General features: G+C 51.1%; 21 protein-coding genes and 1 pseudogene. 13 read left to right on the forward strand and 9 right to left on the reverse strand.

Features of this window, described 5'->3' with window-relative positions; genetic code table 11:
• The first annotated feature begins 100 nt into the window (after positions 1 to 100).
• The 7 genes and pseudogenes from ygiW (at position 101) to D9742_RS14255 (ending at position 8,651) form a co-directional block, all read left to right on the forward strand.
• The gene (gene ygiW / locus D9742_RS14225) at positions 101 to 493 is read left to right on the forward strand and encodes an OB fold stress tolerance protein YgiW (RefSeq protein WP_096251400.1); all 393 of its coding nucleotides are present in this window, start codon (positions 101 to 103) and stop codon (positions 491 to 493) included.
• 51 nt (positions 494 to 544) lie between these two features.
• Positions 545 to 1,027, forward strand: a complete 483-nt coding sequence (locus D9742_RS14230; RefSeq protein WP_130237326.1) for a GyrI-like domain-containing protein — start codon at positions 545 to 547, stop codon at positions 1,025 to 1,027.
• A gap of 194 nt (positions 1,028 to 1,221) precedes the next feature.
• Positions 1,222 to 1,476 (forward strand): annotated as a pseudogene (locus tag D9742_RS14235) (ABC transporter substrate-binding protein); the annotation flags it as partial.
• Positions 1,477 to 1,613: 137 nt separating this feature from the next.
• A complete protein-coding gene (parC, locus tag D9742_RS14240) occupies positions 1,614 to 3,863 on the forward strand; it encodes a DNA topoisomerase IV subunit A (protein WP_130223942.1) in 2,250 nt (749 codons plus the stop codon).
• Positions 3,864 to 4,097: 234 nt separating this feature from the next.
• Complete coding sequence (gene plsC, locus D9742_RS14245; RefSeq protein WP_130223945.1) at positions 4,098 to 4,835, forward strand: 1-acylglycerol-3-phosphate O-acyltransferase; 738 nt, start codon at positions 4,098 to 4,100, stop codon at positions 4,833 to 4,835.
• 74 nt (positions 4,836 to 4,909) lie between these two features.
• Positions 4,910 to 6,322, forward strand: a complete 1,413-nt coding sequence (gene ftsP / locus D9742_RS14250) for a cell division protein FtsP (protein ID WP_130237327.1) — start codon at positions 4,910 to 4,912, stop codon at positions 6,320 to 6,322.
• A 109-nt stretch (positions 6,323 to 6,431) separates the two neighbouring features.
• Entirely contained in the window at positions 6,432 to 8,651 is a 2,220-nt protein-coding gene (locus D9742_RS14255; RefSeq protein WP_130237328.1) for a YgiQ family radical SAM protein, read from the forward strand.
• Positions 8,652 to 8,692: 41 nt separating this feature from the next.
• On the opposite strand, the gene yqhH is transcribed toward D9742_RS14255, so the two are convergent.
• From yqhH to yqhD, 5 genes are all read right to left on the reverse strand, one after another.
• Complete coding sequence (gene yqhH, locus D9742_RS14260) at positions 8,693 to 8,950, reverse strand: lipoprotein YqhH (protein WP_130237329.1); 258 nt, start codon at positions 8,948 to 8,950, stop codon at positions 8,693 to 8,695.
• A gap of 61 nt (positions 8,951 to 9,011) precedes the next feature.
• Positions 9,012 to 9,260: an LPP leucine zipper domain-containing protein gene (locus tag D9742_RS14265; protein ID WP_130237330.1), complete on the reverse strand. Its 249-nt coding sequence runs from the start codon at positions 9,258 to 9,260 to the stop codon at positions 9,012 to 9,014.
• Between the two features lie 35 nt (positions 9,261 to 9,295).
• A complete protein-coding gene (locus D9742_RS14270; protein ID WP_130237331.1) occupies positions 9,296 to 10,222 on the reverse strand; it encodes a YbjP/YqhG family protein in 927 nt (308 codons plus the stop codon).
• A 199-nt stretch (positions 10,223 to 10,421) separates the two neighbouring features.
• Complete coding sequence (gene dkgA, locus D9742_RS14275; RefSeq protein ID WP_130237332.1) at positions 10,422 to 11,249, reverse strand: 2,5-didehydrogluconate reductase DkgA; 828 nt, start codon at positions 11,247 to 11,249, stop codon at positions 10,422 to 10,424.
• Positions 11,250 to 11,352: 103 nt separating this feature from the next.
• Positions 11,353 to 12,516: an alcohol dehydrogenase gene (gene yqhD / locus D9742_RS14280; RefSeq protein ID WP_130237333.1), complete on the reverse strand. Its 1,164-nt coding sequence runs from the start codon at positions 12,514 to 12,516 to the stop codon at positions 11,353 to 11,355.
• Between the two features lie 193 nt (positions 12,517 to 12,709).
• Between yqhD and yqhC the strand changes: the two genes are divergently transcribed.
• Entirely contained in the window at positions 12,710 to 13,609 is a 900-nt protein-coding gene (gene yqhC, locus D9742_RS14285; RefSeq protein WP_138158408.1) for a DNA-binding transcriptional regulator YqhC, read from the forward strand.
• Between the two features lie 39 nt (positions 13,610 to 13,648).
• Here yqhC and yghB read toward each other — a convergent pair whose 3' ends face one another.
• Both yghB and metC read right to left on the reverse strand, forming a co-directional pair.
• Positions 13,649 to 14,308: a DedA family general envelope maintenance protein YghB gene (yghB, locus tag D9742_RS14290; protein WP_130237335.1), complete on the reverse strand. Its 660-nt coding sequence runs from the start codon at positions 14,306 to 14,308 to the stop codon at positions 13,649 to 13,651.
• Positions 14,309 to 14,447: 139 nt separating this feature from the next.
• Positions 14,448 to 15,635 carry a cystathionine beta-lyase gene (gene metC, locus D9742_RS14295; RefSeq protein ID WP_130237336.1) on the reverse strand — a complete coding sequence of 396 codons (1,188 nt, stop codon included), beginning with the start codon at positions 15,633 to 15,635 and terminating at the stop codon, positions 14,448 to 14,450.
• Positions 15,636 to 15,886: 251 nt separating this feature from the next.
• On the opposite strand from metC, the gene exbB reads away from it, so the two are divergent.
• Both exbB and exbD read left to right on the forward strand, forming a co-directional pair.
• Complete coding sequence (exbB, locus tag D9742_RS14300; RefSeq protein ID WP_130237337.1) at positions 15,887 to 16,621, forward strand: tol-pal system-associated acyl-CoA thioesterase; 735 nt, start codon at positions 15,887 to 15,889, stop codon at positions 16,619 to 16,621.
• A 6-nt stretch (positions 16,622 to 16,627) separates the two neighbouring features.
• Positions 16,628 to 17,053 carry a TonB system transport protein ExbD gene (gene exbD / locus D9742_RS14305; RefSeq protein ID WP_130208035.1) on the forward strand — a complete coding sequence of 142 codons (426 nt, stop codon included), beginning with the start codon at positions 16,628 to 16,630 and terminating at the stop codon, positions 17,051 to 17,053.
• Positions 17,054 to 17,200: 147 nt separating this feature from the next.
• Here exbD and yghA read toward each other — a convergent pair whose 3' ends face one another.
• Entirely contained in the window at positions 17,201 to 18,085 is an 885-nt protein-coding gene (gene yghA / locus D9742_RS14310) for an NADP(+)-dependent aldehyde reductase (RefSeq protein ID WP_130237338.1), read from the reverse strand.
• Between the two features lie 190 nt (positions 18,086 to 18,275).
• On the opposite strand from yghA, the gene D9742_RS14315 reads away from it, so the two are divergent.
• Positions 18,276 to 18,770, forward strand: coding sequence for a TIGR00645 family protein (locus D9742_RS14315; RefSeq protein WP_000439331.1), 495 nt, complete (start codon positions 18,276 to 18,278; stop codon positions 18,768 to 18,770).
• A gap of 39 nt (positions 18,771 to 18,809) precedes the next feature.
• Here D9742_RS14315 and gpr read toward each other — a convergent pair whose 3' ends face one another.
• Complete coding sequence (gpr, locus tag D9742_RS14320) at positions 18,810 to 19,850, reverse strand: L-glyceraldehyde 3-phosphate reductase (RefSeq protein WP_130237339.1); 1,041 nt, start codon at positions 19,848 to 19,850, stop codon at positions 18,810 to 18,812.
• Between the two features lie 156 nt (positions 19,851 to 20,006).
• Here gpr and yghX point away from each other — a divergent pair, with 156 nt between their 5' ends.
• Together yghX and yghW are read left to right on the forward strand one after the other, a co-directional pair.
• Positions 20,007 to 20,894: a YghX family hydrolase gene (yghX, locus tag D9742_RS14325; protein WP_130237340.1), complete on the forward strand. Its 888-nt coding sequence runs from the start codon at positions 20,007 to 20,009 to the stop codon at positions 20,892 to 20,894.
• A 118-nt stretch (positions 20,895 to 21,012) separates the two neighbouring features.
• On the forward strand, positions 21,013 to 21,300 hold the full coding sequence (gene yghW, locus D9742_RS14330) for a DUF2623 family protein YghW (RefSeq protein ID WP_064529658.1): 288 nt from the start codon (positions 21,013 to 21,015) through the stop codon (positions 21,298 to 21,300).
• The last annotated feature ends 150 nt before the right edge of the window (positions 21,301 to 21,450 follow it).

Genomic DNA, 21,450 nt, shown 5'->3' on the forward strand with positions numbered 1-21,450 from the left:
GTGCTCTGTACAGCCCTAAATTTTCTTTTTTTTCCTTAAGAAGTTGTTAAGGACTATCTTGTTTAATACTCGGAAACAGACATTAAAGGGAGTAACAAACATGAAAAAATTCGCAGCAGCAATTGCAGTAATGGCACTGTGCAGCGCACCGGTTATGGCAGCAGAGCAGGGTGGTTTTTCTGGCCCATCGGCAACGCAAAGTCAGACCGGAGGATTCCAGGGGCCGAACGGCAGCGTAACTAACGTAGAAAACGCGAAATCTCTGCGTGACGACACCTGGGTAACTCTGCGTGGCAATATCGTTGAGCGCATCTCCGACGATCTGTACCTGTTCAAAGATGCCAGCGGCACCATCAATGTCGATATCGACCACAAACGCTGGAACGGTGTGACAGTGACGCCGAAAGATACGGTTGAGATTCAGGGCGAAGTGGATAAAGACTGGAACTCTGTTGAAATTGACGTCAAACAGATCCGCAAAGTAAACCCGTAACTGTACCGCTCCCGGGACGCGTTCCCGGGAATAATTTCGCAGGGAGGCAAAATGACAAACCTGACACTGGATGTAAACATTATCGATTTCCCATCAATCCCTGTGGCAATGTTGCCACATCGCTGTAGCCCTGAATTGCTCAACTACAGCGTGGCAAAATTTATCATGTGGCGCAAAGAGACGGGGCTTTCTCCTGTTAACCAAAGCCAGACTTTTGGTGTCGCCTGGGACGATCCTGCCACCACCGCGCCAGATGCGTTTCGCTTCGATATCTGCGGCAGCGTTAACGAACCGATTCCGGAGAATCGTTATGGCGTGAGTAATGGTGAACTTATCTCGGGACGTTATGCCGTAGCCCGCCATGTTGGCGACCTGGATAACATATCTCACACCATCTGGACCATCATTCGCAGCTGGCTTCCTGAAAGCGGCGAGAAAATGCGTAAAGCACCAATTCTGTTTCATTACACCAACCTGGGCGAGGGGATGGCAGAGCAGCAATTGAAAACGGATGTTTATGTGCCGCTAATGTGAAGGGGAGCTTTTCCGGAGTCTCCGCTCGCTTCGCAACAAGTCTTTCGTTACAACAATCATAGCGATCCAGGCACGCTCGACCTGCAAAAGGATGAGGAGAATACTGCCGCGCAGATTGTGCTGGATCTGTTTGAAGGTCTGGTATGGATGGACGGCGAAGGCAAAGTGCAACCCGCTCAGGCCGAGTCCTGGGAAGTGAAGAGAACGTCGGTCACTGGAAAAACGCGCAGTATGACGCGTTATTGAATCAGGCCGCGCAAACCACCGATGCGGGGAAACGTAATGCGCTGTATCAACAGGCCGAGGCTATTATCAACCAGAAGGCTCCGCTCATTCCCATTTACTATCAACCGCTGATCAAACTGCTTAAACCCTACGTTGGCGGTTTCCCGCTGCACAATCCTCAGGATTATGTCTACAGCAAAGAGCTGTATATCAAGGCACATTGATGCCTTTATCGCCGTCGGAGCACGTCCGGCGGCGCTAATGACGCTGATCTCCTGTGACTCGACGCGGCAGATAATGTAGTATCTCCAGCAATATTGCCCCTTTGAAGGCTGGCGAATAAGTTGAGGAATCAGAATTAATGAGCGATATGGCAGAGCGCCTTGCGCTGCATGAGTTTACGGAGAACGCCTACTTAAACTACTCCATGTACGTGATCATGGACCGTGCGTTGCCGTTTATTGGTGATGGTCTGAAACCCGTTCAACGCCGCATTGTGTATGCGATGTCAGAACTGGGCCTGAATGCTACCGCCAAATTTAAAAAGTCGGCTCGTACCGTCGGTGACGTACTGGGTAAATACCATCCGCATGGCGACAGCGCCTGCTATGAAGCGATGGTGCTGATGGCGCAGCCATTCTCTTATCGTTATCCGCTGGTGGACGGGCAAGGGAACTGGGGGGCGCCTGACGATCCGAAATCGTTCGCGGCAATGCGTTACACCGAATCCCGCCTGTCGAAATATTCCGAGCTTTTATTAAGTGAACTGGGGCAAGGAACGGCGGATTGGGTGCCAAACTTCGACGGTACGTTGCAAGAGCCGAAAATGCTCCCCGCCCGCTTGCCGAATATTTTACTTAACGGCACCACTGGCATTGCCGTCGGCATGGCGACGGATATTCCGCCGCACAACTTGCGTGAAGTCGCGCAGGCGGCAATCGCTTTAATTGAGCAGCCCAATACCACGCTCGACCAGTTACTGGATATCGTGCAGGGGCCGGACTACCCGACCGAAGCGGAAATCATTACCTCCCGCGCCGAGATCCGCAAAATATATGAAAACGGTCGCGGTTCTGTGCGTATGCGCGCGGTGTGGAAGAAAGAAGATGGCGCAGTGGTTATCAGCGCACTACCGCATCAGGTTTCTGGCGCGCGTGTACTGGAGCAGATTGCTGCGCAAATGCGCAACAAGAAGCTGCCGATGGTTGACGATCTGCGCGATGAATCTGACCACGAGAACCCGACCCGTCTGGTGATCGTGCCGCGTTCCAACCGCGTGGATATGGAGCAGGTGATGAATCACCTCTTCGCGACCACCGATCTGGAAAAGAGCTATCGTATTAACCTCAATATGATCGGTCTGGATGGGCGTCCGGCGGTGAAAAACCTGCGGGAAATCCTCTCCGAATGGCTGGTGTTCCGTCGTGATACCGTACGCCGCCGTCTGAACTATCGTCTGGAGAAAGTCCTCAAGCGCCTGCATATCCTGGAAGGTTTGCTGGTGGCGTTTCTCAACATCGACGAAGTGATTGAGATCATTCGTAATGAAGATGAACCGAAACCGGCGCTGATGTCGCGCTTTGGCATTACGGAAACTCAGGCGGAAGCGATCCTCGAACTGAAACTGCGTCACCTCGCCAAACTGGAAGAGATGAAGATTCGCGGTGAGCAGAACGAGCTGGAAAAAGAGCGTGATCAGTTGCAGGGCATTCTGGCTTCCGAGCGCAAAATGAATAACCTGCTGAAGAAAGAGCTACAGGCCGACGCCCAAGCGTATGGCGACGATCGCCGTTCGCCGCTGCAGGAACGCGAAGAAGCGAAAGCGATGAGCGAGCACGACATGCTGCCGTCTGAGCCGGTTACCATTGTGTTGTCGCAGATGGGCTGGGTACGCAGCGCTAAAGGTCATGATATCGATGCACCAGGTCTGAACTACAAAGCGGGCGATAGCTTTAAAGCCGCAGTGAAAGGCAAGAGCAACCAGCCTGTGGTGTTTGTTGACTCTACCGGACGCAGCTACGCCATCGACCCCATTACGCTGCCCTCAGCGCGTGGTCAGGGCGAACCGCTCACCGGTAAACTGACGTTGCCGCCAGGCGCTACCGTTGATCACATGCTAATGGAAAGCGACGATCAGAAACTGTTGATGGCTTCCGATGCAGGTTATGGATTCGTCTGTACCTTTAACGATCTGGTGGCGCGTAACCGTGCAGGTAAGGCTCTGATTACGCTGCCAGAAAACGCGCATGTTATGCCGCCAGTGGTGATTCAGGATCCTTCCGATATGTTGCTGGCGATTACTCTGGCTGGACGTATGCTGATGTTCCCGGTCAGTGAACTTCCGCAACTGTCGAAGGGTAAAGGTAACAAGATCATTAACATCCCGTCGGCAGAAGCCGCTCGTGGCGAGGATGGTCTTGCACATCTGTATGTCCTGCCCCCACAAAGTACGCTGACGATTCATGTCGGGAAACGCAAAATCAAACTGCGGCCGGAAGAGTTGCTGAAAGTGACGGGTGAGCGTGGCCGTCGCGGCACATTGATGCGCGGTTTACAGCGTATCGACCGTGTCGAGATTGATGCTCCGCGACGAGCTGACAGCGAAGAGTAAAATGCAGGAGAGGGTCGTACCTTCTCCTGCCAGTAAGGTAAGCCGGATGAAACGTTGAAGTCGTCATCCGGTGCCGCATTTAGTTCGTGTAAACAATAAAAATTCCCTTGAAACCGTTGTTTATTCATGCGTTGCGATTAACAATACGCTTTTCCGGAGAGCGGCTTTTAACAATGCCCTAACCTGATTTCAGGTGACGTACAATGCCAGTCTCTCAGACCTTCAGAGGGTGTTATGCTATATATCTTTCGTCTTATTATTACCGTTATTTACAGCATCTTAGTCTGTGTATTCGGCTCCATTTACTGCCTTTTCAGCCCGCGTAATCCGAAGCATGTGGCCACCTTCGGGCATATGTTTGGTCGTCTTGCGCCGCTGTACGGCCTGAAGGTCGAATGTCGCAAACCTGCTGATGCTGAAAGCTATGGTAATGCTATCTATATTGCTAACCATCAGAACAACTATGACATGGTGACGGCATCAAACATCGTGCAGCCGCCGACAGTCACTGTGGGTAAAAAGAGTTTGCTGTGGATCCCCTTCTTTGGGCAGTTGTACTGGTTAACCGGTAACTTATTGATCGACAGAAACAACCGTACTAAGGCACACGGCACCATCGCGGAAGTGGTGAATCACTTCAAAAAACGCCGAATTTCTATCTGGATGTTCCCGGAAGGTACGCGTAGCCGTGGTCGCGGTCTGTTGCCATTTAAAACGGGGGCTTTTCATGCGGCAATTGCGGCAGGTGTGCCGATTATTCCCGTGTGTGTTTCCACAACTTCGAATAAGATTAATCTTAATCGGCTGCACAACGGTCTGGTTATCGTAGAGATGCTGCCGCCAATTGATGTTAGCCAGTATGGCAAAGATCAAGTTCGTGAGTTGGCTGCCCATTGTCGTTCGATCATGGAACAAAAAATCGCAGAACTCGATAAAGAAGTCGCAGAGCGCGAAGCTGCCGGAAAAGTTTAAGTCGGCAATCTGGATTTTTTGCGGGAACGTTTTCCTGCACAGTTTTACTTTAGCCAGTTTTACATGGAGCAAATATGTCACTCAGTCGGCGTCAGTTCATTCAGGCATCGGGGATCGCACTGTGTGCAGGCGCTGTCCCCCTGAAGGCAAGCGCAGCCGGGCAACAGCAACCGTTACCCGTTCCGCCGCTGCTTGAATCTCGCCGTGGGCAACCGCTGTTTATGACAGTACAGCGCGCGCACTGGTCATTTACGCCAGGGACGCGTGCGCCAGTCTGGGGGATCAATGGTCGTTACCTTGGGCCGACAATCCGTGTCTGGAAGGGCGACGATGTTAAGCTGATCTACAGCAACCGCCTGACAGAAAATGTCTCAATGACGGTGGCCGGGCTACAGGTGCCTGGTCCGCTGATGGGCGGCCCGGCGCGCATGATGTCGCCAAACGCTGACTGGGCGCCCGTGTTGCCAATTCGCCAGAATGCCGCGACCTTGTGGTATCACGCTAATACGCCGAACCGCACGGCTCAACAAGTCTATAACGGCCTTGCCGGGATGTGGCTGGTGGAAGATGAAGTCAGCAAGTCTCTGCCCATTCCTAACCATTATGGTGTCGATGATTTTCCGGTCATTATCCAGGATAAACGGCTGGATAACTTTGGTACGCCAGAATATAACGAACCGGGAAGCGGCGGCTTTGTTGGTGATACGCTGCTGGTTAACGGTGTACAAAGCCCGTACGTTGAAGTTTCGCGTGGCTGGGTGCGCCTGCGTTTATTGAATGCGTCCAACTCCCGTCGTTATCAATTGCAGATGAGCGACGGACGTCCATTGCATGTAATTTCAGGCGATCAGGGATTCCTGCCTGCGCCAGTGTCGGTAAAACAACTTTCCCTGGCGCCGGGCGAGCGTCGTGAGATTCTGGTGGATATGAGCAATGGTGATGAAGTGTCCATCACCTGTGGTGAAGCGGCGAGTATTGTTGATCGTATTCGTGGCTTCTTTGAGCCATCCAGCATTCTGGTTTCCACACTGGTGCTAACGCTGCGCCCGACCGGGCTGCTGCCGCTGGTCACTGACAGCCTGCCGATGCGCCTGTTGCCGACTGAAATTATGGCCGGTTCGCCGATTCGCAGTCGCGATATCAGTCTGGGTGATGATCCGGGTATCAATGGGCAACTGTGGGACGTCAACCGTATTGATGTCACCGCGCAGCAAGGAACGTGGGAGCGCTGGACCGTACGCGCGGACGAGCCGCAAGCGTTCCATATTGAAGGTGTGATGTTCCAGATCCGTAACGTGAATGGTGCGATGCCGTTCCCGGAAGACAGAGGCTGGAAAGATACCGTTTGGGTTGATGGACAAGTTGAGTTGCTTGTCTATTTCGGCCAGCCTTCCTGGGCGCACTTCCCGTTCTACTTTAATAGCCAGACGCTGGAAATGGCCGATCGCGGCTCGATAGGGCAGCTGCTGGTCAATCCGATACCGTAATCGGCATACTCGCCCGAGAGGGCGAGTATGGAATACTTTTCGATTTCTCTTTCGTTCCGGCTTATAATCCCCGGCCTTTGATTATTTTTTTATCATTTCTGGAAGCAAAATGAGCTCTATCTCCCTGATCCAACCGGATCGCGACCTGTTCTCCTGGCCGCAGTACTGGGCCGCCTGTTTTGGACCGGCACCGTTTTTGCCGATGTCTCGTGAAGAGATGGATCAACTTGGCTGGGATAGCTGCGACATCATTTTGGTTACTGGCGACGCGTATGTCGATCACCCAAGCTTCGGGATGGCGATTTGCGGTCGTATGCTGGAAGCGCAGGGCTTTCGCGTCGGGATCATCGCCCAGCCGGACTGGAGCAGCAAAGACGACTTTATGCGTCTGGGTAAACCGAATCTGTTTTTCGGCGTTACCGCAGGCAACATGGATTCGATGATCAACCGTTACACTGCCGATCGCCGTTTACGTCATGACGATGCCTACACGCCGGATAACGTCGCGGGTAAGCGTCCGGATCGCGCCACACTGGTCTATACCCAGCGTTGTAAAGAGGCGTGGAAAGATGTGCCGGTGATCCTCGGCGGTATTGAGGCCAGTCTGCGCCGTACCGCACATTATGATTACTGGTCTGATACCGTGCGCCGTTCGGTGCTGGTGGATTCCAAGGCCGACATGCTGATGTTCGGTAACGGTGAGCGTCCGCTGGTGGAAGTGGCGCATCGTCTGGCGATGGGCGAGCCGATTAGTGAAATCCGCGATGTGCGTAATACTGCGATTATCGTGAAAGAAGCGCTGCCTGGCTGGAGCGGCGTGGATTCCACCCGTCTCGATACCCCAGGGAAAATAGACCCGATCCCGCACCCGTATGGTGAAGACCTGCCGTGCGCTGATAACAAACCGGTGGCACCGAAAAAACAAGAAGCCAAAGCCGTTACCGTGCAGCCGCCGCGCCCGAAACCGTGGGAAAAAACCTACGTGTTGTTGCCTTCATTCGAGAAAGTGAAAAGCGACAAAGTACTGTACGCTCATGCTTCGCGTATTCTGCACCACGAAACTAACCCAGGCTGCGCCCGTGCGTTGATGCAAAAACACGGCGACCGCTATGTGTGGATCAACCCACCTGCAATACCGCTTTCTACCGAAGAGATGGATAGCGTCTTTGCGCTGCCGTACAAACGTGTCCCGCATCCGGCCTATGGTAATGCCCGTATTCCGGCTTACGAAATGATCCGTTTCTCGGTCAACATTATGCGTGGCTGCTTTGGCGGCTGCTCTTTCTGTTCTATCACCGAGCACGAAGGGCGCATTATTCAGAGCCGTTCGGAAGATTCGATCATTAATGAGATCGAAGCGATCCGCGACACTGTTCCTGGTTTTACGGGCGTGATTTCCGATCTCGGTGGGCCAACTGCCAACATGTATATGTTGCGCTGCAAATCGCCACGCGCCGAGCAGACCTGCCGCCGTTTATCATGCGTTTATCCGGATATTTGTCCGCATATGGATACGAATCACGAACCGACGATCAATCTCTATCGCCGTGCTCGGGATCTCAAAGGCATCAAGAAGATCCTGATCGCCTCTGGTGTGCGGTACGACATCGCCGTGGAAGATCCTCGCTATATCAAAGAGCTGGCAACCCATCACGTCGGTGGTTATCTGAAGATTGCCCCGGAACATACCGAAGAAGGGCCGCTGTCGAAGATGATGAAGCCGGGCATGGGCAGCTATGACCGCTTTAAAGAGTTGTTCGACACCTACTCGAAACAGGCAGGTAAAGAGCAGTATCTGATCCCGTATTTCATCTCTGCGCACCCCGGTACGCGTGATGAAGACATGGTTAACCTGGCGCTGTGGCTGAAAAAGCATCGCTTCCGTCTTGACCAGGTACAGAACTTCTACCCGTCGCCGTTGGCTAACTCAACAACCATGTATTACACCGGCAAAAACCCGCTGGCGAAGATTGGTTACAAGAGTGAAGATGTCTTCGTACCGAAGGGCGACAAACAGCGTCGTTTGCATAAAGCGTTGTTGCGTTACCACGATCCGGCAAACTGGCCGTTAATCCGTCAGGCACTGGAAGCAATGGGTAAAAAGCATCTGATTGGCAGTCGTCGTGATTGCTTAGTGCCTGCGCCAACCATTGAAGAGATGCGTGAAGCACGTCGTCAGAACCGCAATACCCGTCCGGCGTTGACCAAACATACGCCGATGGCGACCCAGCGTCAGACGCCAGCCGCCGCAAAGAAAGCGCCAACTGCGCAACCTCGCCCGGTGAATGCTGGTGCGAAGAAACGGCCTAAAGCGGCTGTTGGACGTTAAAAAATATCCCCGGTAACAGAACGCTGCCGGGGATTTTTTTATCATTCTGAGTACATACGCAAGCAGCGCAGGCAATCAAAATAGTCCTGAGCATCAAGACGCGTATTGGCTCTGTTAGCTTCAGATTTTGCCGCATAGATTTGTGGGCGTAATGTTTTCATATCCTGCTCGAGCCGGGCGATTTTGGCATTTAATGTTTGCACATTGCTCGCCAGCTGATTGACCTTTTGCTCATTGACGCACCCGCTTAATAAGCCGATTACCAGAATTAGTGTTCCCACGCTGAAAATCTTTTTCATTATTTATTTTTCCCTGTTTGTTATTATTCTGACTTATAGTTGATTGACGTTTAGTGGCGTATTACCACCGTGGCGGGTGCGCCCAAATTCCGTCTGGCCATCTCCCGGCATCATCCAGCCGTGTATTGACTTTTTCTGCTGCTTCTTTCGCTGCTTGGATTTCCTGACGTAGAGCGTTGATATCCTGTTGGAGTTGATTAATTTTTATATTTATCAGATGAATATCATTTTCTACATGACTGATTTTTTCATTATTGACGCAGCCTGTGAGTATGAACATTAGAAAAAAGAGTAGCAGTTGATTATTCATTTCCAGTTTCCTTTATCTGGTATTAATTATTCAGCTCACTGCTGTAATCTGGCGGCAGTTTTTGCTTCAATCTGTTTAAGTAAGCTTCCGCTACCTGGGCGGATAAAATCGGCGATTTCCCACTTACCTTCACGACGCTGTAAAACGAGTTCTTGTTCTTCGCTGTTGCCATTGGTCAATGCAAAACGAACAGAAATACGGGCGGAGTCGGCAGTTTTCTCCAGCACACGAATTTCATCAACGCGTGAAAATAACGACTCTTCGCCAAAACAGATTGGGTTGTCGTAGATAAATTGCCGCTCTAATTGCATATCTTCATCGGAGTTGCTGCCAGTCTTGAAGGTGGTTTTATAGAAGGCATTAACAGCCTGGCGATAGGTGTTGGAAACAACCCACGTCCAGGGCCAGCTATAATGAGTGATATGGTCAAACAACTCGGCGACAAAGGCTTCAGGCTGCTCTTTTTGCAGCGATGCTAGTACCGCCAATATTTTTTCATTCTCACCATTAACTGACTGCCAGACGCTGCCATGATTGCTGACAATATCATCAATCACCCAACGACCATTTTCTGCCACCATCTTCAGTGTTTGCGTGGTCTTTTCTTTATCGTCTTTATAGGGACGAAAGCGCACAAGGGCATCCACGTGATCGGCATCCGTTTGAGTAACCGCGACACTTTCTAACACGAGATCGCCGTAATCCTGACAATCGCAAATCGGATCGTAATCCAGCCAGCCAATATTACCCGGCAGTGTGAGGTTGTCATTCAGGGTTAACACCTTTTGCATTCGCGTTGATGTTATTGCTTGCTCACTGTTATCAGCGAAATAAGGAACGCTAGCCCCACCGGTATAGTATTGATAAATCTGCCTGACTGTTTGTTCAGCGGTCAGCGAGGGGGATTGCGCCTGGATGGTAAAACTTAAAAAGGCAGTCAAAAACAGAACCATTATTTTCATCTGTTTTTCACCTCTGCATCGCGTTTATCCCTGGTGTAGATGAGTTGTTCCTTTAAGAGCTTCCAGCTCCGCATGATGATGTCCTTATAATTGGCGTTTCTGAACAGGGGAGAGTAACAACGGGCGGTAGGCGAGGGGAATAAATGATTTCTGAAAAGTCCGGTAGCGGAACATTACCGCTACCGGGAGAATTTGTGCGTTAGCCGCTGAACTGGTCGGGATCGGGGCCGAGGCGTTTACCCTGGTCGAGTTTCGCAATGTCACCAAGTTCGTCTTTGTCGAGACGGAAATCCCAGACATCGAAGTTTTCAGCAATTCGTGAAGGGGTGACCGATTTCGGGATTACGACCAGGCCGTTATCCAGATGCCAACGGATAACAATCTGCGCCGGGGTTTTGCCATACTTATCTGCCAGATCGCGAATGATTTTCTGATCGAATACGCCTTTCCCTCCCTGGGCTAATGGGCTCCAGGATTCGGTCTGGATTTTGTGTGTGGCGTTCCAGGCATGCAACTGACGTTGCTGCATCAGCGGGTGAAGTTCTATCTGGTTAATAACAGGCGCCACGCCAGTTTCATCAATCAGGCGCTGAAGATGGTGGATCTGGAAATTGCAGACGCCGATACTTTTGATTAATCCCTCTTTTTGCAGCTCAATCATTCCTTTCCATGCTTCGACATAATGGTCGATTGCGGGAACGGGCCAGTGTATTAAGTAGAGGTCGATATAATCAAGCTGGAGTTTTTTCAGACTGTCGAGCAGGGCTTCGCGGGGGTGCTTGTGGTTGTCGTTCCACAGCTTAGTGGTGATGAACAGCTCTTCTCTGTTAAGTGTGGAATTTTTCAGGGCTTTGCCGACACCTTCTTCGTTCTTGTAGGCGGCGGCAGTATCAATCGAGCGATAACCCACTTCTAAGGCTTTTTGAATCGCGGTGATAACTTCCTCATTACTTGCTTGCCAGACGCCCAGTCCCAGCTGGGGCATGACATTGCCATCCTGTAGCTTAATAACGGTTGGATTAGCCATACGTTCCTCCTTATATGAACTCACCGGAGCAGGCTCCGGTGAGATGTTGTGAACTTAAGTCTGGACGAAATGCCCGAAAACGAAAGTTTGAGGCGTAAAAAGCTTAACGGGCGGCTTCGTAGATGCGGCGGCTGACTTCCAGCGTAATGTCATGATTTTCGCCCAGTTGGGTCATACCGTGTTCTTCCAGTTTTTTCAGCAATGCCGGGATAGAGCTGCCGTCCAGACCGTAGTCGGAAAGATGCGTCGGCACGCCTAATTGCTCGAAGAAGTTACGGGTAGCGGCAATCGCGGCGTCAATGCGCTCGTCGTCGGAACCTTCGGTGATGTTCCAGACGCGTTCAGCGTATTGCAGCAGTTTCGCGCGCTTGGTGTCGCGTTTTTCATTCCACAGTGCAGGCAGGACGATGGCCAGCGTTTGTGCGTGATCCAGACCATGCATAGCGGTCAGTTCGTGGCCCAGCATATGCGTTGCCCAGTCCTGCGGTACGCCAGCGCCTATCAAACCGTTCAGCGCCTGAGTCGCTGCCCACATGACGTTGGCGCGAACATCGTAGTTTTCTGGCTCTTTCAGGGCCTTCGGACCATCTTCGATCAGCGTCAGCAAAATGCCTTCTGCGAAACGGTCCTGAATTTTGGCATCAACCGGTTTGGTCACATACTGTTCCACGGTGTGCACAAAGGCGTCCACTACGCCGTTAGCCACCTGGCGCGGCGGCAGGGTGTAGGTATAAACAGGATCGAGTACGGCAAATACTGGCTGAACATGGGCAGAATGGAACGCCTGTTTGTCGCCAGTGGTTTTACGGGAGATAACCGCACCCGCGTTAGATTCAGAACCGGTCGCTGGCAGCGTCAGCACACAGCCCATCGGGATAGCGCTTTTAATCTCTTTGCCGCCAGTTTGCAGGATATGCCACGGATCGACATTTTCAGGATAATTTGCTGCCGCGGCGATAAATTTGGTGCCATCCAGCACGGACCCGCCGCCAACCGCCAACAGGAAAGTCACTTTCTGTTGGCGTACCAGTTTTACGGCGTTCATCAGCGTTTCATAAGCCGGGTTTGGTTCGATACCGCCAAACTCCAGCACGTCCATACCTTTCAGGGCATCCAGAACTTGATCGAGGACGCCGGTTTTTTTCACGCTACCACCGCCGTAGGTAATCAATACGCGGGCGCCATGAGGAATTTGCTCGCGTAAGCCAGCGATAGCGCCTTTACCAAACAGAATGCGGGTCGGAGTGTGCAGATTAAAGTTATTCATTACTTGCTCCCTTTGCTGGGCCAATATGAGGGCAGAGATCGGTCTGCCTGATGTTTTTCATTGTGGTCGCCAGCGCCGTGGCTCTCAATGCTCATTTCTGCCAATGTCTTGCCTATTTCTCCAGAGTGCTGGAGAAATGGTACAAAATTGCGCACAATCAAATTGCCGCATTAATCCTAAGAAATTACGCGATATGAAACGTGAAGAGATATGCCGCCTACTGACGGATAAAATTAATAGACTGAAAGATAAAGAAAATAGTTTGTCAGATATGTTGCCTGATGTGCGCTTATTGTATGGCGAGAACCCCGGTGCGCGTACGCCAGTGATGTATGAGCCTGGCATCATAATTCTCTTTTCAGGGCATAAAATCGGTTATATCAATGAACGCGTGTTTCGCTATGACGCCAATGAATACCTGCTGCTGACGGTGCCGCTGCCGTTTGAGTGCGAAACCTATGCGACACCAGAGGTGCCGCTGGCGGGGGTGCGTCTCAATGTCGATATTTTGCAGTTACAAGAACTGTTGATGGACATTGGCGAAGATGAACATTTTCAGCCATCGATGGCAGCCAGCGGTATTAACTCCGCCACATTGTCAGAAGAGATTTTATGCGCGGCGGAGCGGTTACTGGATGTGATGGAACGACCGCTGGATGCGCGTATTCTCGGTAAACAGATTATCCGCGAAATTCTTTACTATGTGCTGACCGGGCCTTGTGGCGGCGCGTTACTGGCGCTGGTAAGTCGCCAGACTCACTTCAGCTTAATTAGCCGCGTGCTTAAACGAATTGAAAATAAATACACCGAAAACCTGAGCGTTGAGCAACTGGCGGCAGAAGCCAACATGAGCGTTTCGGCGTTTCACCATAATTTTAAGTCTGTCACCAGTACCTCGCCGTTGCAGTACCTGAAGAATTACCGTCTGCATAAGGCGCGGATGATGATAATCCACGACGGCATGAAGGCCAGCGCGGCGGCGATGCGCGTCGGCTATGAAAGCGCGTCGCAATTTAGCCGTGAGTTTAAACGTTATTTCGGTGTGACGCCGGGAGAAGATGCAGCCAGAATGCGGGCGATGCAGGGGAGTTAAATGCGTTCCCGGCATGGCCACCGGGAACGGAGAAAATCGTCAGACGCTAGAGTACTTTTTTTTAATCACCACGAACAACGTGCCTAACAAGCCAGCGGTTAACAAGGCAATCGGCAGGATCATCAGGAACGTCATCACCTGATCTTCATGGCGTTTTACAAACGGGATCATGCTTAAGGCATAGCCAAAACTGGTTACCACGCTGACCCATAGCAATCCGCTTAACCAGTTGAAAAACTGGAAGCGGCGGTTTGGTAGACCGGAAATCCCTGCCATGGTTGGCAGCAGCGTGCGGACAAAGGCGAGAAAACGTCCAGCCAGCAGCGCAAGTAGACCGTGGCGGTCAAACATACAGGTGGCGCGCTGGTGATATTTAGCCGGAAGCTGTGCCAGCCAGCCTTTCACCGTTTTGGTATTACCTAGCCAACGCCCCTGAATGTAACTCAGCCAACAACCCAGGCTGGCTGCGGCAGTCAGAATTGCGATTGTTGGCAGAAAATCCATAACCCCCTGGGCAATCAATGCGCCAGCCAGAATCAACAAGCTGTCGCCAGGCAAAAATGAGGCGGGCAGCAGGCCGTTTTCTAAAAACAGCGTGGCAAACATGACAAAGTAAACAACGCTAACAATGTGAGGGTCCGCCAGCGCGGCAAAGTCATGTTGCCAGAGCGCAGCGATAATATCTTGAATAACAGCCATGGACTTTCCTGTGGAACAGCGTTTAAGCCTTAATTTGACTATTGTACTCCTGAATCATCCGGGACGCCTTGATCCCGGACGCAACAATTTAAGACTAATCACAATTAAATGTCTGCAAAATTGTCCAAATTTAGCAATGTTACACAATTCGCGCGAAGCCGGCGTCCAGATCGGCAATCAGATCGTCGACATTTTCCAAACCAATATGCAGGCGAATCAAGGTGCCGCTGAAATCGATCTCGCCTTGCGGGCGGATAGCTGCGAGATGTTCTGGCTGGTTCGCGAGAATCAACGACTCATATCCGCCCCATGAGTAGGCCATGCTGAATAAACTGAAGTTATCCAGATAGTTAGCCAGTTCTTCATCGTTGAGTTTTTTCTTCAGCACAAAAGAAAATAGTCCGCTGCTGCCTGTAAAGTCTCGTTTCCAGAATTCATGGCCTTTACTGCCAGGCACGGCAGGGTGGTTAACCCGCTCAACCTGCGGATGTGCGGCCAGCCATTCTGCCACTTTCAGGCTGCTTTCATGATGTTGGCGCAGACGCACGCCCAGTGTACGCAGGCCGCGACTGGTCATGTAGGCGGTATCAGCATCAACCATCTGACCCATCAGGTAGGCATTTTCCCGTAGTTGCTCCCAGCAGCGGGCATTACACACCGCAGTACCAATCATCGCATCCGAATGCCCTATCAGATATTTGGTGGCGGCCTGAATGGAAACATCGATACCAAAATCAAGAGCTTTGAACAGCACTCCGGCAGCCCAGGTGTTATCGATCATAATGATGGCGTTCGGAACGACGCTGCGTACGGCGGCAACAATCGCTGGAACATCATGCACTTCCATAGTGATGGAGCCTGGTGATTCCAGAAATACGACTTTGGTGTTTGGCTGCAGATGTTTAACGATATCTGCGCCAATCAGCGGATCAAACCACGATGTCGTTACGCCCAACTTGCTGAGGATTTTGCTACAGAAATCCTGGCTCGGCTCGTAGGCGGTATTGGTCATCAACACATGATCGCCATGTTCAACAAAAGCAAGAATGGAATTGGCAACTGCGGCCGCCCCGCAAGGAAACAGCACGCAACCAGCGCCACCTTCCAGTTCGCACATTGCTTCTTGTAATGCGAAGTGCGTTAACGTTCCGCGCCGTCCATAGAACAACTCGCCATTGGCGCGATTGCGCGTCGCATGTTTTTTGGCTTCCACACTGTCAAAGACCAGCGAGGAGGCGCGCTGAATCACGCTATTTACCGCGCCGAGAGTGTATTTTTTGCTGCGTCCTGCATTCACCAGTTGAGTATCAAGTTGTTTGTCTGCCATGTTGGGATTCCTGTTTTTATACGTCTGGATGTCTAAACTAGCATGAATATCCACGGGCGCATCCTGAAGAATTGGCATAAAGCAGAAAAATTTCGCAAAAGGTGTACTGGTGACTTTTTTACTGCGTAAACGCAAAGAAAAGAAAGCAAAGGTACGGCAGTATGCAAATAGTAATGAGAACGACTATCAATTCGACGTCGTTTTGATATTATTGTGCGCAGATTTTGTGACTTGCGTCCTGGAGATACACAGTGGGTAATAATTTAATGCAGACGGACCTTTCCGTCTGGGGTATGTATCAGCACGCCGATATTGTCGTTAAGTGCGTGATGATTGGGCTTATTTTGGCCTCCGTAGTCACCTGGGCAATCTTCTTCAGTAAGAGCGTAGAGTTCTTCAATCAGAAGCGTCGCCTTAAGCGCGAGCAGCAACTGCTGGCTGAAGCACGCTCCTTAAACCAGGCCAGCGATATTGCCGCTGATTTTGGTGGCAAAAGCTTAAGTCTGCATTTGCTCAATGAAGCGCAAAACGAGCTGGAACTGTCAGAAGGCAGCGACGATAACGAAGGTATTAAAGAGCGTACCAGTTTCCGCCTTGAGCGTCGGGTCGCCGCAGTGGGTCGTCAAATGGGCCGCGGTAACGGTTATCTTGCTACCATCGGCGCAATTTCGCCGTTCGTTGGTCTGTTTGGTACCGTCTGGGGCATCATGAACAGCTTTATTGGTATTGCGCAAACGCAAACGACCAACCTGGCAGTGGTTGCGCCGGGTATCGCAGAAGCGTTGCTGGCAACGGCAATCGGTCTGGTGGCAGCGATTCCGGCGGTCGTTATCTATAACGTATTTGCACGCCAGATTGGCGGCTTTAAAGCGATGCTTGGCGATGTCGCAGCACAGGTATTGTTGCTGCAAAGCCGTGACCTGGATCTGGAAGCCAGCGCCGCTGCGCATCCGGTTCGTGTTGCACAAAAATTACGCGCAGGATAATGTCCGATGGCAATGCATCTTAACGAAAACCTCGACGATAACGGCGAAATGCATGATATCAACGTGACGCCGTTTATCGACGTGATGTTGGTTCTGCTGATTATCTTTATGGTGGCGGCGCCGTTAGCGACGGTAGATGTGAAGGTGAACTTGCCTGCTTCTACCAGCACGCCGCAGCCGCGCCCGGAAAAACCGGTTTATCTGTCGGTGAAGGCGGACAACTCAATGTTTATCGGTAATGATCCAGTCACCGATGAAACAATGGTTACGGCGCTGAATGCGTTAACCGAAGGTAAGAAAGACACCACCATCTTCTTCCGTGCAGATAAGACCGTCGACTATGAGATGTTGATGAAGGTAATGGATAAGCTGCATCAGGCAGGTTACCTGAAGATAGGTCTGGTCGGCGAAGAAACTGCCAAAGCGAAGTAAGGCAAAATTGCCTGATGCACTACGCTTATCAGGCCTACAAAATCTATCATACATGAGTTTGTAGGCCGGACAAGGCGTTCACGCCGCATCCGGCAAGAGTTATAAAGTACGATGATGCCCGGTGGCTTTACACAACCGGGCATTTTTTTAGCCTAAATGTTCGCCGCCACACACGCCGTGCACTTCTGCAGTGACGTAGCTCGACTCCTGACTTGCCAGATAAACATACACTGGGGCCAGTTCCGCCGGTTGCCCTGCACGTTTCATCGGTGTTTTCTGACCAAACTGCGGGATCTTATCCTGCGTCTGTCCACCGGAAATTTGCAGCGCCGTCCAGATAGGGCCTGGTGCGACAATATTCACCCGAATGCCTTTCTCGGCGACCTGCTTCGCCAGGCCACGGCTGTAGTTCAGAATCGCCGCTTTCGTTGCCGCGTAATCCAGCAAGTGCGGGCTCGGCTGGTATGCCTGGATTGATGAAGTGGTGATGATACTGGCGCCTTTAGGTAGTAGGGGAATTGCTTCCTGGGTTAGCCAGAACAGCGCGAAAACGTTAATGGCAAAGGTCTTTTGAAACTGTTCGCTGGTGAGGTCCGCAATATCAGGAATGGCAACCTGTTTCCCGGCAACCAGCGCCATAATATCCAGCCCGCCTAACGCCTTATGCGCGTCGTGAACCAGTGAACGGGCAAATTTCTCATCGCTTAAATCGCCAGGCAGCAGAGCGACTTTACGTCCGCACTCTTCAATAATTTTTTTCACATCCTGGGCGTCTTCTTCTTCCGCCGGAAGATAACTAATTGCCACGTCAGCGCCTTCACGCGCGTAAGCGATGGCGGCAGCGCGACCGATTCCGGAATCGCCCCCTGTCACCAGTGCTTTACGATCTTTCAGGCGACCGCTACCAACATAGGTTTTCTCGCCGCAATCCGGCACCGGTGTCATTTTCGCCTGGATGCCTGGCGTCGGTTGTTTCTGTTTGGGATATTCACCAGTGTAATACTGCGTGGTCGGGTCTTTTAAATGAGACATCGTTTTTCTCCCTTCAGGTTCAACGTCCTTTAAGGGTAGACGCACGCGCCACGGTAATCAGTGAACCAGGAAGATCCCTAAATCTCAGAATCATGCGACAACGGTTTAACGTATATGTTGATTTGCTGTTGCACGCTGTTTACTCAATTGCGATATACTGTTGCCCGTTTTAACTACACGACAGGAATGTATGGAACGTTTTCTTGAAAATGCAATGTATGCTTCTCGCTGGCTGCTTGCCCCCGTGTACTTTGGCCTTTCGCTGGCGCTGGTTGCCCTGGCGCTGAAGTTCTTTCAGGAGATTATTCACGTCCTGCCGAATATCTTCTCGATGGCAGAATCAGATTTGATTCTCGTGTTGCTATCGCTGGTGGATATGACGCTGGTTGGCGGTTTGCTGGTGATGGTGATGTTTTCCGGTTATGAGAATTTCGTCTCGCAGCTGGATATTTCTGAGAACAAAGAGAAGCTGAACTGGCTGGGGAAAATGGACGCAACGTCGCTAAAAAACAAAGTGGCAGCGTCGATTGTGGCAATCTCTTCCATTCACTTACTGCGCGTCTTTATGGATGCGAAAAATGTCCCTGATAACAAACTGATGTGGTACGTCATTATCCATCTGACGTTTGTGCTCTCTGCGTTTGTGATGGGCTATCTTGACCGACTGACTCGTCATAATCACTGATCTGATGCGGGCGCGGTTCTCGCGCCCGTTATTAACAGGTCATTTATCGGAAGAAGCCTGCCACAGATTTAGCTCGCCATCGGCGATATGCTGGTCAATCTGCGCCAGTTCTTCGGCACTAAACGTCAGGTTATTCAATGCCTGCACGTTCTCCTCTAGTTGCTCCGCGCGGCTGGCACCAATCAATACCGACGTCACGCGATCATCTTTCAGCAACCAGCTTAACGCCATTTGCGCCATTGATTGTCCACGCTGCTGTGCCATTTCATTCAATAAGCGCAGGCTGTTGAGGTTGGCTTCGGTGAGCATTTTCGGCGTCAGGCCACGAACTTTATGACCTTCGCGATGCATCCGTGAATCCTCCGGAATACCGTTGAGATATTTTCCGGTCAGCAATCCCTGGGCCAGTGGGGTGAAGGCGATGCAGCCTACGCCGTTATTTTCCAGAGTATCCAGCAGACCGCTTTTATCTACCCAGCGGTTGAGCAGATTGTATGAAGGTTGATGAATTAACAGAGGAATTTTCCACTCACGCAGCAACTCGACCATTTTTTGCGTCCGCTCTGGCGAGTAAGAGGAGATCCCGACATACAGCGCCTTGCCGCTTTGCACTGCATGAGCCAGCGCAGAGGCGGTTTCTTCCATCGGCGTGTTTTCATCGACGCGGTGCGAGTAAAAGATATCCACATACTCAAGCCCCATACGCTTCAGGCTTTGGTCGAGGCTGGCAAGCAGGTATTTACGTGAGCCGCCAGAGCCATACGGGCCAGGCCACATATCATAGCCAGCTTTGGTGGAGATAATTAACTCGTCACGATAAGGCGCAAAATCTTCCCGTAACAGACGACCAAAGTTCTCTTCTGCACTACCAGGAGGTGGGCCGTAGTTGTTGGCTAAATCAAAATGAGTAATACCCAAATCAAAGGCTTTGCGCAGGATTGCACGCTGTGTTTCCAGCGCGTTGACGTGACCGAAATTGTGCCATAAACCGAGCGATAACGCGGGCAGGCGTAAACCGCTTTTTCCGCAATAGCGGTACTGCATCTGCTCGTAACGTTCGGGATTCGCTAACCAGACCATGACATCTCCTTTCCACCATTCAATTTCGAAACATTGTTTCTAGTCTAGCGATTTACCCGTGTCTATCCCGTAGCATCGCTCACAGAGTGACGAAAAACTGGGCAAAAACACACGCTTATGCTTTGCTTAAAAAAACAACAGTTGAGGAGTAAAACGATGCCGCGTTTGACCGCCAAAGATTTTCCGCAAGAGTTGCTGGATTACTACGACTATTACGCTCATGGGAAAATATCAAAACGTGAGTTTCTCAACCTGGCAGCGAAGTACGCGGTGGGCGGGATGACGGCATTAGCGTTGTTTGATTTGCTCAAGCCAAATTACGCGTGGGCGACCCAGGTGGAGTTTACCGACCCGGAGATTGTTGCTGAGTACATCACGTATCCTTCGCCAAATGGTCACGGCGAGGTACGGGGTTATCTGGTGAAGCCCGCAAAGATGAGCGGCAAAACGCCAGCCGTGGTGGTGGTGCATGAGAATCGTGGACTGAATCCGTATATCGAAGATGTGGCACGGCGGGTGGCGAAGGCGGGATACATTGCTCTTGCGCCCGACGGTTTAAGTTCCGTTGGTGGTTATCCCGGAAATGATGATAAAGGCCGCGAGCTGCAACAGCAGATTGACCCAACCAAACTGATGAATGATTTCTTTGCCGCAATTGAGTTTATGCAACACTATCCCCAGGCCTCGGGCAAAGTTGGCATAACCGGATTTTGCTATGGCGGCGGCGTCTCGAACGCGGCTGCCGTGGCGTATCCGGAACTGGCCTGCGCGGTGCCTTTTTATGGTCGCCAGGCACCCACTGCCGATGTGGCGAAGATCGAAGCGCCTTTACTGCTCCATTATGCTGAACTGGACACGAGAATCAACGAAGGCTGGCCCGCCTATGAGGCGGCGTTGAAGGCCAATAACAAAGTCTATGAAGCGTATATTTATCCGGGGGTTAACCACGGGTTCCATAATGATTCCACGCCACGTTATGACAAATCAGCCGCCGATCTTGCCTGGCAAAGGACGCTGACATGGTTCGATAAATATCTTTCCTGATGTGTTTATCCCTTAAAGGATAACGTCCTACATGTGCAGGAAAAAATAGCGTGCGTAAAAGTCGGAGTTTGCCTAAAATATCGCTATATATATTGATATATAACGATTGAGGTAAACGATGAATAACCATTTCGGTAAAGGCTTAATGGCGGGATTAAAAGCAACGCATGCCGACAGTGCGGTTAATGTGACTAAATTTTGCGCCGATTATAAACGTGGTTTTGTATTAGGATACTCGCACCGGATGTATGAAAAGACCGGCGATCGCCAGCTTTGCGCCTGGGAAGCGGGTATTCTGACGCGCCGTTATGGGCTGGATAAAGAGATGGTAATGGATTTCTTTCGTGAGAATAATTCCTGTTCTACGTTGCGTTTTTTTATGGCCGGTTATCGCCTCGAAAATTGATCAAACATACGTATTATCTTGCTTTAATTAATTACACTAATGCTTATTCCCTTCGTTTTAGCGCCCCGCCGCAGTATCATTGTAATGATAACCATAATAAATGTGTGGTAAATGGCGCATCGATCGCATTATTGATTTTGCGATTGAGGC

Origin of the sequence: Escherichia sp. E1V33, from assembly GCF_004211955.1 — a bacterium.
Classification (GTDB): Bacteria; Pseudomonadota; Gammaproteobacteria; order Enterobacterales; family Enterobacteriaceae; genus Escherichia.

Excerpts from the sequence above, each read along its gene's own strand:
- yghB (WP_130237335.1), bottom strand. The coding sequence starts at position 14,308 with ATGGCTGTTATTCAAGATATTATCGCTGCGCTCTGGCAACATGACTTT.
- yqhC (WP_138158408.1), top strand. The coding sequence starts at position 12,710 with ATGAAACGTGAAGAGATATGCCGCCTACTGACGGATAAAATTAATAGA.
- D9742_RS14315 (WP_000439331.1), top strand. The coding sequence starts at position 18,276 with ATGGAACGTTTTCTTGAAAATGCAATGTATGCTTCTCGCTGGCTGCTT.
- yghX (WP_130237340.1), top strand. The coding sequence starts at position 20,007 with ATGCCGCGTTTGACCGCCAAAGATTTTCCGCAAGAGTTGCTGGATTAC.
- yghW (WP_064529658.1), top strand. The coding sequence starts at position 21,013 with ATGAATAACCATTTCGGTAAAGGCTTAATGGCGGGATTAAAAGCAACG.
- yghA (WP_130237338.1), bottom strand. The coding sequence starts at position 18,085 with ATGTCTCATTTAAAAGACCCGACCACGCAGTATTACACTGGTGAATAT.
- yqhD (WP_130237333.1), bottom strand. The coding sequence starts at position 12,516 with ATGAATAACTTTAATCTGCACACTCCGACCCGCATTCTGTTTGGTAAA.
- ygiW (WP_096251400.1), top strand. The coding sequence starts at position 101 with ATGAAAAAATTCGCAGCAGCAATTGCAGTAATGGCACTGTGCAGCGCA.
- D9742_RS14265 (WP_130237330.1), bottom strand. The coding sequence starts at position 9,260 with ATGAATAATCAACTGCTACTCTTTTTTCTAATGTTCATACTCACAGGC.
- D9742_RS14270 (WP_130237331.1), bottom strand. The coding sequence starts at position 10,222 with ATGAAAATAATGGTTCTGTTTTTGACTGCCTTTTTAAGTTTTACCATC.
- parC (WP_130223942.1), top strand. The coding sequence starts at position 1,614 with ATGAGCGATATGGCAGAGCGCCTTGCGCTGCATGAGTTTACGGAGAAC.
- D9742_RS14255 (WP_130237328.1), top strand. The coding sequence starts at position 6,432 with ATGAGCTCTATCTCCCTGATCCAACCGGATCGCGACCTGTTCTCCTGG.
- exbD (WP_130208035.1), top strand. The coding sequence starts at position 16,628 with ATGGCAATGCATCTTAACGAAAACCTCGACGATAACGGCGAAATGCAT.
- gpr (WP_130237339.1), bottom strand. The coding sequence starts at position 19,850 with ATGGTCTGGTTAGCGAATCCCGAACGTTACGAGCAGATGCAGTACCGC.
- yqhH (WP_130237329.1), bottom strand. The coding sequence starts at position 8,950 with ATGAAAAAGATTTTCAGCGTGGGAACACTAATTCTGGTAATCGGCTTA.
- metC (WP_130237336.1), bottom strand. The coding sequence starts at position 15,635 with ATGGCAGACAAACAACTTGATACTCAACTGGTGAATGCAGGACGCAGC.
- D9742_RS14230 (WP_130237326.1), top strand. The coding sequence starts at position 545 with ATGACAAACCTGACACTGGATGTAAACATTATCGATTTCCCATCAATC.
- dkgA (WP_130237332.1), bottom strand. The coding sequence starts at position 11,249 with ATGGCTAATCCAACCGTTATTAAGCTACAGGATGGCAATGTCATGCCC.
- ftsP (WP_130237327.1), top strand. The coding sequence starts at position 4,910 with ATGTCACTCAGTCGGCGTCAGTTCATTCAGGCATCGGGGATCGCACTG.
- plsC (WP_130223945.1), top strand. The coding sequence starts at position 4,098 with ATGCTATATATCTTTCGTCTTATTATTACCGTTATTTACAGCATCTTA.